Annotated in this window: 11 protein-coding genes; 5 read left to right on the top strand and 6 right to left on the bottom strand. The window is 55.7% G+C overall.

The window, feature by feature from the left end; translation table 11 throughout:
• Positions 1–137: 137 nt before the first annotated feature.
• The gene (locus QZ268_RS13295) at positions 138–1,331 is read left to right on the top strand and encodes a Hint domain-containing protein (RefSeq protein ID WP_295453443.1); all 1,194 of its coding nucleotides are present in this window, start codon (positions 138–140) and stop codon (positions 1,329–1,331) included.
• A gap of 137 nt (positions 1,332–1,468) precedes the next feature.
• On the opposite strand, the gene QZ268_RS13290 is transcribed toward QZ268_RS13295, so the two are convergent.
• The gene (locus QZ268_RS13290) at positions 1,469–2,440 is read right to left on the bottom strand and encodes a DUF808 domain-containing protein (RefSeq protein ID WP_295453441.1); all 972 of its coding nucleotides are present in this window, start codon (positions 2,438–2,440) and stop codon (positions 1,469–1,471) included.
• Between the two features lie 242 nt (positions 2,441–2,682).
• Between QZ268_RS13290 and gap the strand changes: the two genes are divergently transcribed.
• Together gap and QZ268_RS13280 are read left to right on the top strand one after the other, a co-directional pair.
• The gene (gene gap, locus QZ268_RS13285) at positions 2,683–3,684 is read left to right on the top strand and encodes a type I glyceraldehyde-3-phosphate dehydrogenase (RefSeq protein ID WP_295453438.1); all 1,002 of its coding nucleotides are present in this window, start codon (positions 2,683–2,685) and stop codon (positions 3,682–3,684) included.
• A gap of 107 nt (positions 3,685–3,791) precedes the next feature.
• Positions 3,792–3,935, top strand: a complete 144-nt coding sequence (locus QZ268_RS13280; RefSeq protein ID WP_295453435.1) for a glyceraldehyde-3-phosphate dehydrogenase — start codon at positions 3,792–3,794, stop codon at positions 3,933–3,935.
• 212 nt (positions 3,936–4,147) lie between these two features.
• On the opposite strand, the gene coaD is transcribed toward QZ268_RS13280, so the two are convergent.
• From coaD to QZ268_RS13265, 3 genes are all read right to left on the bottom strand, one after another.
• Complete coding sequence (coaD, locus tag QZ268_RS13275; protein WP_295453433.1) at positions 4,148–4,645, bottom strand: pantetheine-phosphate adenylyltransferase; 498 nt, start codon at positions 4,643–4,645, stop codon at positions 4,148–4,150.
• Between the two features lie 221 nt (positions 4,646–4,866).
• Positions 4,867–5,301 carry a CBS domain-containing protein gene (locus QZ268_RS13270; protein ID WP_295453430.1) on the bottom strand — a complete coding sequence of 145 codons (435 nt, stop codon included), beginning with the start codon at positions 5,299–5,301 and terminating at the stop codon, positions 4,867–4,869.
• 55 nt (positions 5,302–5,356) lie between these two features.
• The gene (locus QZ268_RS13265; protein WP_295453426.1) at positions 5,357–6,253 is read right to left on the bottom strand and encodes a LysR family transcriptional regulator; all 897 of its coding nucleotides are present in this window, start codon (positions 6,251–6,253) and stop codon (positions 5,357–5,359) included.
• 146 nt (positions 6,254–6,399) lie between these two features.
• On the opposite strand from QZ268_RS13265, the gene QZ268_RS13260 reads away from it, so the two are divergent.
• The gene (locus QZ268_RS13260; RefSeq protein WP_295453423.1) at positions 6,400–7,899 is read left to right on the top strand and encodes a CoA-acylating methylmalonate-semialdehyde dehydrogenase; all 1,500 of its coding nucleotides are present in this window, start codon (positions 6,400–6,402) and stop codon (positions 7,897–7,899) included.
• Between the two features lie 190 nt (positions 7,900–8,089).
• The gene (locus QZ268_RS13255; protein ID WP_295453421.1) at positions 8,090–8,689 is read left to right on the top strand and encodes a L,D-transpeptidase; all 600 of its coding nucleotides are present in this window, start codon (positions 8,090–8,092) and stop codon (positions 8,687–8,689) included.
• 63 nt (positions 8,690–8,752) lie between these two features.
• Here QZ268_RS13255 and QZ268_RS13250 read toward each other — a convergent pair whose 3' ends face one another.
• Positions 8,753–10,633 (bottom strand): UDP-N-acetylglucosamine-peptide N-acetylglucosaminyltransferase, encoded by a 1,881-nt coding sequence (locus tag QZ268_RS13250; protein WP_295453418.1) that lies wholly within the window; start codon positions 10,631–10,633, stop codon positions 8,753–8,755.
• Positions 10,634–10,790: 157 nt separating this feature from the next.
• Positions 10,791–11,486: an AraC family transcriptional regulator gene (locus tag QZ268_RS13245; protein ID WP_295453415.1), complete on the bottom strand. Its 696-nt coding sequence runs from the start codon at positions 11,484–11,486 to the stop codon at positions 10,791–10,793.
• Between the last annotated feature and the right edge of the window lie 165 nt (positions 11,487–11,651).

Genomic DNA, 11,651 nt, shown 5'->3' with positions numbered 1-11,651 from the left:
CAAGCCAAGATCACCGCATGCTTTAGGACCTCACCCTACCCGACCTGACGCCCCGATTTCGCGGCACCAGCGGCAAAATAAGAGAAATTCAATGTATTTGTGCGAACTTTGCCTCTGCATTTCCTAGGACAACGACAATGGCGACAATCAACGGTGGTAGCGGCGACGACACTCTAAACGGGACGTCCGGCAACGACACGATTACTGGTGGCCAAGGTGCTGATTCGATCAACGCCGGTGCCGGTAATGATGTCGTACACGGTGATGATGCCCTCGGTTCTGCCGATGGCGGTGACACTATTGATGGAGGCGACGGCGCAGATACGATTTATGCTGCTGCAGGTGACGATGAAATTCGGGGCGGTGCGGGGGCCGACAGCCTGCATGGTGGCGATGGCGATGATTTTGTTGATGGCGGTGATGGCAATGACACGATCTATGCCAATCAGGGAAATGACACGCTAGACGGGGGCGACGGTGACGACCTGATCTACGGCAGTGATGGCGACAACGAAATTCGCGGCGGCGCGGGCGATGACACAATCTACGGCTTCGCTGGCGCGGATACTTTCGTCATCACGACGGGCAGCAGCATTGACACGATCGAAGACTACAACGCCGCCGATGGCGATATCCTTTCCGTCGACTACCCGGGAATTACAACCTACGCCGAACTTGAGCCTTACTTAAGTGACGATGGAAATTGGGGGACTCTGATCACTCTTCCCGACGGCTCGGTGACCCAAGTCAAATGGTTGAACTATGCGTCTCAGTCAGCGTCGGATTTCACCTTTCAGTCGGGGCCGGTGTGTTTTCTGAAGGGCACCCTGATTGATACGGCAACAGGCCCGACACCCGTCGAGGCGTTGCGTCTCGGCGATTTGGTCGAAACCCTAGACAACGGACTGCAGCCGGTGAGGTTCATTTCTTGTAGATGCTACAAGTTCAAAAATGGCCCTCACAAAATGAAACCTATTCGGTTTCGGCCCAATGCGCTCGGGCCGAAGGTTCCGAACCGTGAGCTTCTCGTCTCGCCGCAACACAGGATTGCTCTGCCGCAGAACAATCCCACCTATATCGTCGCGGCCAATAAGCTTCTTCAGCTACCCGGTGTAACGGAACGGCCGTCTTGCAAAATTGCACGATACTACCACATCTTGCTTGATCACCATCAACTGGTCCGCGCGAATGGCGCGTGGGCAGAGACACTCTTGCTGACAAAATACAGCAGTGACCACGCACGGCTGCCAAGCGCGCTACAGCGGACTAAGATGACGCCCATTCGCAAAATCGAAAAGGTTTTGCGGCCTCCGGCATTTACCGTTTTCTAGAGGCTATCAAGCACTCTCACCCATACCGATCCGCTTCACATTAAAAGGCTCCCTGCGAGGAAGACCGGACATTCAAGAACCGCGCAGGATACATTTGGGCTCGAAGCGGACTATTCGGTCTTGGTGAGGCAGTGAACTCAGTGACTTTCTTTCTCACCACCAAACATCCCCATCACTGGCCCGATCACCTTGGTCGCCACCGGGATCAGCACCAATCCCCAGGCGACGCCAAAGACGCCGTCCATGGTGGCCTTGGCGCTCCACTCGGTAAATCCGGTCCAGGCTGCGGGTACCGCGTGGCCTGCTGCATAGGCCAGATCGTGGATGTGATGGCCGAGCCAGCCAAAGCCCAGAACCTCCAGCCCATGGATGATGATGGATCCACCAACCCAAAGCATTGCGGCGGTTCCCACAACTGACAACAACCACATCAGCACCGGCATGAATTTCACCAATCCACGCCCCAGACCACGTCCGACGGGGGTCGGTGCCCTGTTAGCCAGGAACAGGCCCACATCGTCCATCTTGACGATCAGCGCCACCGACCCATAGACCGCCAGCGTCACACCGATGGCCACCACCGCAAGGGTTGCCGCTTGAATCCAGACATTTGGCGCCTCAATTGCGGCAAGTGCGATGGTCATGATTTCTGCCGATAGGATAAAATCGGTCTTGATGGCACCTTTGATCTTTGCCTCTTCCAGATGACCGGGATCTTTGATGGTCATATCCTGCGCGATTTCATGGCTGGCGTGGGGGAACAGCACGTGAAAGATCTTTTCCGCGCCCTCAAAACACAGATAGCTACCGCCCAGCATCAACAAAGGCGTGATCGCCCAGGGCGCAAAATTTGCCAAGAGCATCGCCACTGGCATCAGCAGAATCAGCTTGTTGAACAGGGATCCGCGGGTAATGCGCCAGATGATTGGCAATTCGCGCGCCGGGGCAAAACCTTGCAGGTACTTTGGCGTCACCGCCGCGTCATCAATAATCACGCCCGCCGTTTTGGCCCCGGCCTTGCCGGCCGCAGCCGCCACATCGTCAACCGAGGTCGCCGCCACCTTGGCGATCGCTGCCACATCATCCAGCAAAGCCAGCAAACCGCTCATGTCACAAACCCTTATCTGTACCGCACATTTTCTTGCAACCTACCCTATCTGTGGCGGGTGACAAGCGTTAGCGCAACCGATCTGCGCCCGCTGATTTCCGTTAACGCCACCGGGTAAAACCGTTAACGCCACCAGCCAGGTTTTGCGCTAACATACTGTGTTTTCGCTATATTTGCCCCTTTAGCAGGAAACCAATGACGTCTATACGCGACACCAAGATTTGCTCGCCTGGAGATATGCACATGACCATCAAAGTCGGGATCAACGGTTTTGGCCGTATTGGCCGCTGCACCCTGTCACACATTGCCGCCTCTGGCCGTGACGACATTGAAGTGATCAAAGTCAACGCAACCGGCCCGCTGGACACGGCTGCCCATCTGATCAAATACGACTCCGTGCACGGTCGCTTCCCGGGCGAGGTCTCCATCGGTGAAGGCACCATGAACCTGGGCCGCGGCGACATGCAGATGTTCTCGACCTACAACATGGATGAGCTGGACTGGTCCGGCTGTGACGTGGTTCTGGAATGCACCGGCAAATTCAATGACGGTGAAAAAGCCAAGGCTCACCTGGCGCGTGGGGCCAAAAAGGTGCTGCTGTCGGCCCCCGGCAAAAATGTCGACAAGACCATCGTTTTTGGCGTCAACGACAGTGAGCTCACAGCCTCTGACACCATGATTTCCAATGGCTCCTGCACCACCAACTGTCTGGCACCCATTGCCAAGGTGCTGGATGACTCCTTTGGCATCGAACATGGCATCATGACCACCATCCACGCCTATACCGGTGATCAGCCAACCCTGGACCGTCGCCACTCGGATCTCTATCGCGCCCGCGCCGCGGCTATGTCGATGATCCCCACCTCCACTGGTGCTGCCAAGGCCCTGGGCGAGGTTCTGCCCAACCTGAAAGGCCGTCTGGACGGCTCTGCCATTCGGGTGCCCACGCCAAATGTATCGGCTGTGGATCTGACCTTCCGCGCCAGCCGCGATGTCACCGTCGAGCAGATCAACGCCGCGATGCAGGAAGCTGCCGCCGGTCCGATGAAGGGCGTTCTGGGCTATGAGCCCGCGCCGCTGGTGTCGATTGATTTTAACCACTCCTCCGAGAGCTCGATCTTTGCACCGGATCAGACCCGCGTGGTCGAGGACCGCATGGTGCGGGTTCTGTCCTGGTATGACAACGAATGGGGCTTCTCTGTTCGTATGGCCGATGTTGCCGTCGCCATGGGACGTTTGGTTTAAACCATCCCCGGATTTGAACGCAGAGCGCGCTAATGGCGTGTCGCTCTTGAGATTTCGCGCCCGCTCAGGCATATCTGAGCGGGCGTTATTCATTCTGGCGGAGCCTCATGACAAATAAGATTGCCATATGGCTTGGCCTGTTCCTGGTGCTGGCAGTGGTCGCTGACCTTTTGCTGTTTGGTGGGGACAATTTGCTGTTTCTGGCGAAAAAGCTGTTCGAGCTGCTCGACTGGGTCGCCTTCTGGCGCTGAGCTCCCCTGCCCGTCCTGCTGAGGTCAGCCAAACCGATGCTGACCAAAACACCTCTGCCAAAACCACTCGGGCGCAAAAACGACAAAGGCGCAGCCCTGTTTCAGGCCGCGCCAAGCGTTGTTTTTCATAATTATGTCGTGGAGTTCTCTCCAAAGGCTGATGGCCGTTAGTCCGGATGACACCGGGCCGGCTGCCCTTGCCTAGCTCTCACCTAGATCTTGCCTAGCCGTTTTCGCAGCTCATCAAAGACCAGTGGCGTGACAAACTTGGAAACATCCCCATCCAGGCGGGCGATTTCCTTGACCAGCTTGGAGGCAATTGCCTGATGCCGGGCCTCAGCCATCAAGAACACCGTCTCAACCGAGCTATCCAATACGCGGTTCATGCCAACCATTTGATATTCATATTCAAAGTCAGCAACAGCCCGAAGCCCCCGGACGATGATTTGGGCGCCGACATCGTGGGCACAATCAATCAACAGGTTTTCAAAGGGATGCACCACGATTTCAGTGCCGGTCTGCTCGCTCAGCTTTGCGCATTCTGCCTCAATCATGGTCACGCGCTCTTCCAGCGAGAACAAAGGCCCCTTGTCGCGGTTGATCGCAACCCCGATAACCAGCTTGTCCACCAGCGCACTGGCCCGGCGGATGATGTCGATATGACCCAATGTGATGGGATCAAACGTCCCTGGATACAAGCCGATGCGCATTGGCCTCTCCTGTCATGGTACTGTTTCGGTCTAAGCTCTTGCGCAGACCAAACATCTTAACCCCTGAGGACGCAAGAGGGGGAAAATACCCAAAGCGATATTCCCGCGCGTCATCTGGTCGCGACCCAACGTTTATCCGGGAATACGCCTGACCAGAAACCCGCAGCGGCCATCGCCGCTGCACGACAGGCGCCAGCGGAGCGTGACATCAATCTTGGGTGTCAGTGCCCCATGATCATGCCTTCCAGGGCATTTTTCTCCATGGCGATTTCGGCCAGCTGCGCCTTAACAACATCCCCCAAAGAGACCAGGCCCACCATTTCCCCGTCTTCAACCACTGGCATATGGCGGAAACGGCCCGTTGTCATCTGCTGCAGGATATCTTCGACGTTGGACTGGCGCGAGCAGGTTACCAGCTTTGTCGTCATATACGCGCTGACAGGTTTGCCCAGGCAGCCTGAGCCGCTTTTGCCAAGCTCGCGGACAATATCACGCTCTGACAAGATGCCTTCAGCTGTTTTGCCATCAGAAGAGACCACCACCGTGCCGATCCCCTTGTCCGAAAGCAGAGCTGCTGCATCGGCAACGGACGCATTGGGGGCCACTGTCACAACTGCGGCGCCCGCCTTGGACTTCAGAATCAATTGAACCAGCATATGCGCTCCTTTGGTAATTTTATTGCGTATTACCAAGCGTTGCCGCAACGCCGCGTCAAGTCAAGGCCTCCAGCCGGGCCACCTCCTCGCGGATGCCTTTGGTCAAGGCACGCGCAAAGCGGTTCAACCGCTCGCTGCGCTGGTCACCTTGGTGGCGTACCAGGTAGAAACTGCGGGTGAGACTGATCTTATCGGTGAGAACCTTGCGCAGCATACGATGGGCCGGCAGGGAAAAATCATGCGCCACACAAAGCGCCGTGCCCTGGGCCGCCAGCTTGATCTGTACTGACACCGAATTGGAGGCCAGCGCCACCCGTTCGACGCCGAGATTGCTGATGTAATCCAGTTCCTGATCAAAAATCATGTCGGGAATATAGCCGATCATTTTGTGACCTTTGAGATCTTCGAGCTTTTTGATCGGCGGGTGTTTGCGCAAATAATGGTGTGAGCCCACCATATGCAGTTTATAATCCGTCAGCTTTTGCACCAGGAGCTGCCCCGCTGTGGGCGCACTCACCGTGACCGCCATATCCGCCTCGCGACGGCTCAGGTTGATCACCCGAGGCAAGGCGACGATTTGGATATCCAGATCCGGGTGTTCCTCACAGATCTGGGCACAGACCTGCGGCAGGATGTAATTGGCGCTGCCATCCGGCGCACCGATGCGGATCTGCCCTGACAGGGTGTCGCTTGGCCCGGTGAGCGCCTCAGCCCCGGCGCGCATCGCCTGTTCTGCGGCCTCGGCATGAACCAAGAGACGATCCCCCGAGGCGCTGAGCGCGTAGCCCTGAGGGGATTTGACAAAAAGAGGGGTTTCCAATGCAGCTTCAAAACGTGCAATGCGACGGCCTACCGTGGCAGGATCCATTTTCAAGATACGCCCGGCACCAGACAGGCTGGCCTCTCGGGCAACCGCCAAAAACACTTTCATATCATCCCATTGAGCATCCATCTGCGCGATCCCCTCAGTTTGATCGAGGCCAGACTACCCCGTTAACCATTTGCGTTCCTGCAAATCCTATTTGAAATCTTTCCTCTTTTCCGTTGTTTTTTGCAAGCCTAAGCTCGCCTCAAGTCATCCATGAGGAGGTTTTTCTGATGCAAGAGCTCACCCACTACATCAACGGTGAACACGTCAAAGGCACGTCGGGCCGTTTTTCTGACGTCTTCAACCCCGCCACCGGCGAAGTGCAGGCCAAATGCCCACTGGCCAGCAAAGAAGAGATGGCGCAGGCCGTCGCGGTTGCCGCTGCTGCTCAGCCTGCTTGGGAAAAAGTGAACCCCCAGCGCCGCGCCCGCGTAATGATGAAATTTGTCGACCTGCTGAACCGCGATATGGACAAGCTGGCCGAAACCCTGTCGCGCGAGCACGGCAAAACCTTCCCCGACGCCAAAGGCGACATCCAGCGTGGTCTGGAAGTTGTAGAATACTGCATCGGTGCGCCACAGCTGCTGAAGGGTGAATTCACCGACAGCGCCGGCCCTGGCATCGACATGTATTCCATGCGTCAGGCCCTTGGCGTGACTGCGGGTATCACCCCGTTCAACTTCCCAGCGATGATCCCCATGTGGATGTTTGCCCCGGCCATCGCCTGCGGCAATGCCTTCATCCTGAAACCATCCGAGCGTGACCCATCGGTGCCTTTGATGCTGGCGGAACTGCTGGAAGAAGCAGGCCTGCCCAAAGGCATCATTCAGGTTGTGAACGGCGACAAAGAAGCCGTGGATGCGATCCTTTATGATGACACCATCCAGTCGGTTGGTTTTGTCGGCTCGACCCCAATCGCCGAATACATCTACGGCACCGGCTGTGCCCAGGGTAAGCGCGTTCAGTGCTTTGGCGGCGCCAAGAACCACATGATCATCATGCCCGATGCTGACCTTGATCAGGCGGCTGACGCCCTGATCGGCGCCGGTTACGGTGCTGCTGGCGAACGCTGCATGGCGATTTCGGTTGCGGTTCCTGTTGGTAAAGAGACCGCTGATCGGCTGATCGAAAAGCTGATCCCCCGTGTCGAGACCCTCAAGGTTGGCCCCTACACCGCTGGCGACGATGTCGATTACGGCCCGGTTGTGACCGCAGCTGCCAAAGCCAATATCGAGCGTCTGGTTCAAACTGGTGTTGATCAGGGCGCCGATCTGGTTGTCGATGGCCGTGACTTTAGCCTGCAGGGCTATGAGGATGGCTTCTTTGTTGGCCCCAGCCTGTTTGACAATGTCACCACCGATATGGACATCTACAAGCAGGAAATCTTTGGCCCGGTTCTGTCCACCGTGCGCGCCGAAACCTATGAAGAAGCGCTGTCCTACGCGATGGATCACGAATACGGCAACGGCACCGCGATCTACACCCGCGATGGCGACACCGCCCGTGACTTTGCCAACCGGATCAACATCGGCATGATCGGCATCAACGTGCCAATTCCTGTGCCACTGGCCTACCACACCTTTGGTGGCTGGAAAAAATCCGCCTTTGGCGATTTGAACCAGCACGGTCCGGATGCGTTCAAATTCTACACGCGCACCAAAACCATCACCTCGCGCTGGCCCTCGGGCATCCGTGAAGGCGGCGAGTTCAACTTTAAAGCAATGGACTAAACCCCTAGCTTAAATGAACAAAAAGAAGGAGCCTCGATGCATTTCGGGGCTCTTTTTTGTTCCCCCCGCCCAATACAGATGCAATAATTCGAATTAATACGAAAAAGTGATCTGCGCGGGGCTTTTCACCTCTGCGCAACATCCCATATGGGTACAGTAACCATAAAACAGCGAGCAGTGTGACCAACCCATGTCTTCAAAACCTATCCATCGCCGCGCTGCCCTTCTGGGGCTTGGTGCATCTCTGGCCACTCCGGCATTGCTGCGGGCGCAGTCCAGCGACGCATTTCCGCAAAATGAAGATCCGATTTCAGATCAGCACACGGTTCAGCGCAATATTTCCTCGTTCCAGCAACAAAACTGGCAGGATCATTTTGACGAACTTGGAATTGGGTGCCTGCTGGCGGATGTCACATCGCGGGCAGTACACTACTGGGGCGGTGATGGCGAAACCTATCGGCTTTATCCTTCCTCGGTGCCTATGTCAGAAGAGCTGACCAAGCGCGGCTATACCAAGGTAATCCGCAAGGCCGAAAACCCCAGCTGGACGCCGACCGCAAATATGCGGGAACGTGACCCGACGCTGCCACTGCGCATGGAAGGTGGCCCCGGCAACCCGCTTGGCACCCGCGCCATGTACCTGAGCTGGCCGGCCTATCTGGTGCACGGCACCCATGACACCCGCAAAATCGGACGGCAGAGCTCCTCCGGCTGTATTGGTCTGTACAATCAGCATGTTGAGCAGCTCTACCCGCTGGTTAAGGTCGGCACTCAGGTGCGTATTCTGTAATCCTCAGTGGCAACCTTCTGCAGCTGGACCTGCCTGGCACCAGGCCCAGCTGTAACACACCGCCTATCGGGCTTTTTTCTTTGGCGAAGTAGGCTCTTCCCCCAAGAACAGATGTTTCGGCGCCTGTCCTGATCGCTGTCGTGTAACGGCTTTTTCCATCAGATCCTGGAAATCCTGAAGATAGGATTCTGAATCATAAAGCGGCGTGGTCCAGAGATTATCCTTCAGACGCTGTTTGATTTGCCCCAGAGCATCTGGATCTTGGGCCAGTTTGAGCGCCAGATCAAAATAGTCTTCAGCGCTTTGAGTGATCAAATCCTCGCAGCCGATCGCGGTAAGCAGGCTGGCCGCGACACGCGAGGCAAACTGCTCCCCTGGTTTTGTGATCAAGGGCACCCCAGACCACAGGGTCTCGCTGGCCGTGGTATGGGCACAACAATTGAACGTATCCAAAAACAGATCCGCCTGAGGCAATCGTGCAAGATGTGCCTTGATGCTTACCCGACCTGCAAAAACCAAACGCTCCGGTCCAATGCCCCTGGCTGCTGCTTCATCGGTGAGGTTCTTTTTCTGGTGCTCGCTGGGCGCCAGTATCCACAGCACACTATCGGGCACCGCATGCAAAAGCCGCATCCAGATATCATACTCAACCGGTGTGACCTTATTGGGGTTGTTCAAGCTGCAAAAGATGAATTTGTCCTCTGGCAACCCAAGCTCTGCTTTGGATGGAATCACATCCGGGTGCGGGCGCAGATTGTCGTTCGCCTGGTAACAGTTTGGCATATAAATGATTTTTTCGTTGAAAAACCGACGATTCTTAGCCGGGACCGTCACTGGATCCCCAACGAAATAGTCCATGTTCGATATGCCGCTGGTGCCTGGATAGCCGAGATATGAAACCTGAGTAGGAGCGACCCGCTGGGAAAAGATCAGTGGGCGGCAGCCTTTGGTATAGACTTTCATATCAACGGCAATATCCAATCCATCAGCGCGGGCCCGTTCTGCGGCTTGCGTATCAGTCATGCCCACCAAAGAGACATAGGATTGTGCGTTAGATCTAATTTGGCGACCAAAATCGGTATCAACCAACTCCTGCAAGTCATAGAGAAAGACTTCAAAGCGATCCAGGTCATGGTTTTCAAAGAATTTCCCCAGCAGGAACATCGTGGCGTGGTTATGGAAATCCGAAGAAAAATATCCAATCCGAATTTTCTCACCAGGTGGCACTTGCGGTTTGAACTTATCGTTTTTCAGTACATTCTTTTGCAGTGAGCGGTCGCGGTGCATCAGATGGCTTTTGTGCAATCCCGGCGCATCAGTCAGCGACAAGATGTTAAAGGGATTGCCCAAAGTATTCGCCTGCTCCAGGACTTTCAGCATGTCCGGGAGGTTTGGAAAAAAACTCCAGTCACTTTCCGCCAAACTTAAGTTGAACAAATTGGAGATCGCCGGAACATTGGCAGGGTCGACAGCCAGAGCCGCCTGAAAGAACCCTTTGGCATCATGGGGCTTTCCCCAGCCCTCCAGTGTATTCCCAATAGTGACAAGTATCTCTGAATTCTGCGGCTCAAGAGCCAAACCCTGAGTGAGATGCTTCAAAGCCTCAAGATAGTTCCCGCTTTGTGAGAAAGATTTTGCCAGGTACAGGTAAAAGCGGGCCTCTGTCGGGAATTGTTCCACGCCTTGCTGCGAAAGTTGACCAACTTTGGTGTATTCGTTGTTCACCCTTGCCAGCAAAATATCCTTGTACAACAGATGCGATTCCAGTTGCCCAGCAGCCTTCTGATCGACCACGGAATTTTTGCTGTGCTTACGCCCTGAACGACCTGATGTCGGCGCGCCCTTGCGGCCTAGAAATCTCTGAGACTCAACCAAAGCCGTTTTGCTACCCGCATTTTTACCAAGATCTAAAGAGAAAGTGTTCTTGTCCAACTTTTGCCCCATGTGTGATGTCCGCTGCGGATTTGCGTCTGTAGTGACTTGGGGCAACCTTAGGACAAACCTGGTTAATTCCATGTTACTGTCCCTATGCGTGCACGGGGCGCAGAGAATGCCTCTTCTGGACTGCAGGCGGATTGTCGGAGGAGCCTCGCGGCGGTTCTCACATGGTCTCTATAGTCTTCAACCCAGAGAGCCCCACAGTGGGCGTCACCCCGAACACGATACCTGCTGTTCGCGCCAGATGTGCAGCGTCTGCAAAGCCTGCTTCTATTCCAGCATGGCCAATTCTCTCACCCGCGTGTGCACTGCGCGTTGCGGCAACAAGGGCGGCCCAAATCTTGAACCGTCGAAAGGTTTGTCCGGTGGTTGCTTTGAAGTGTCTCAGCGCTTGGGTACGTTCAAGACCAAGCGCTGAGGCCAGATCCGTCTGCGACAAACGGGTGAACGGCGCCAGATAAAGCTCTTTCACGATCTCCATGACGCTTTGGTCAGGGGGCAAACGGTCCTGCTCAAGCCTGTTACGAAAGGTATTGAGGGCGGCATAATCCTGGAGGTCGAAGGCACGCGCCAGCCCGCGCCATTCAGATGTGAGCGGCATAAACGGCGGGCGATCCGTGCCAAGGCGGACGCCATCCAGGTAAATGATGTCAGCGCCGCCTTTGGGCACGGCCACACGGTGCGAAACATCGGCTTTGATACAGATAATCTGCGCTGTAACCAGATCACAGCCATCTGAGACGACCACAGGGTGCTGGTTCCCGATGATGACGCAGGTCATCAGGTTTTTGTGACCTGCAAGTTCACCTTCCTCAAAGGAGAAGCGGTGATTGTGGAAACTGTGAACTGGCATCGGCATTAACCGCTCTTACTGGTCATCGCTGGGGGTTGTGTCTCGAATCTGGTGGAAATTCTCTGGCGGCGTTCTCCGAGCATGTGGATTTGGGCCTGATCAGGCCGCGAGGTCAAGTCTGATCGGGGCGATGGGCTGAGCCAAGGTTTCCCAGCCATCGACCTTTCGCAT

The sequence above is a fragment of the uncultured Pseudophaeobacter sp. genome (assembly GCA_905479575.1).
In the GTDB taxonomy this organism is placed as follows: Bacteria; Pseudomonadota; Alphaproteobacteria; order Rhodobacterales; family Rhodobacteraceae; genus Pseudophaeobacter.
Note: the sequence above shows the minus strand (reverse complement) of the source record. Positions and strands in the feature narration are given on the sequence as shown.

Bases quoted from the DNA above. Each gene is read 5' to 3' on its own strand.
- QZ268_RS13265 (WP_295453426.1), bottom strand. From the start codon at position 6,253: ATGGATGCTCAATGGGATGATATGAAAGTGTTTTTGGCGGTTGCCCGA.
- QZ268_RS13280 (WP_295453435.1), top strand. From the start codon at position 3,792: ATGACAAATAAGATTGCCATATGGCTTGGCCTGTTCCTGGTGCTGGCA.
- coaD (WP_295453433.1), bottom strand. From the start codon at position 4,645: ATGCGCATCGGCTTGTATCCAGGGACGTTTGATCCCATCACATTGGGT.
- QZ268_RS13250 (WP_295453418.1), bottom strand. From the start codon at position 10,633: ATGGGGCAAAAGTTGGACAAGAACACTTTCTCTTTAGATCTTGGTAAA.
- QZ268_RS13295 (WP_295453443.1), top strand. From the start codon at position 138: ATGGCGACAATCAACGGTGGTAGCGGCGACGACACTCTAAACGGGACG.
- QZ268_RS13290 (WP_295453441.1), bottom strand. From the start codon at position 2,440: ATGAGCGGTTTGCTGGCTTTGCTGGATGATGTGGCAGCGATCGCCAAG.
- QZ268_RS13270 (WP_295453430.1), bottom strand. From the start codon at position 5,301: ATGCTGGTTCAATTGATTCTGAAGTCCAAGGCGGGCGCCGCAGTTGTG.
- QZ268_RS13255 (WP_295453421.1), top strand. From the start codon at position 8,090: ATGTCTTCAAAACCTATCCATCGCCGCGCTGCCCTTCTGGGGCTTGGT.
- QZ268_RS13245 (WP_295453415.1), bottom strand. From the start codon at position 11,486: ATGCCGATGCCAGTTCACAGTTTCCACAATCACCGCTTCTCCTTTGAG.
- QZ268_RS13260 (WP_295453423.1), top strand. From the start codon at position 6,400: ATGCAAGAGCTCACCCACTACATCAACGGTGAACACGTCAAAGGCACG.
- gap (WP_295453438.1), top strand. From the start codon at position 2,683: ATGACCATCAAAGTCGGGATCAACGGTTTTGGCCGTATTGGCCGCTGC.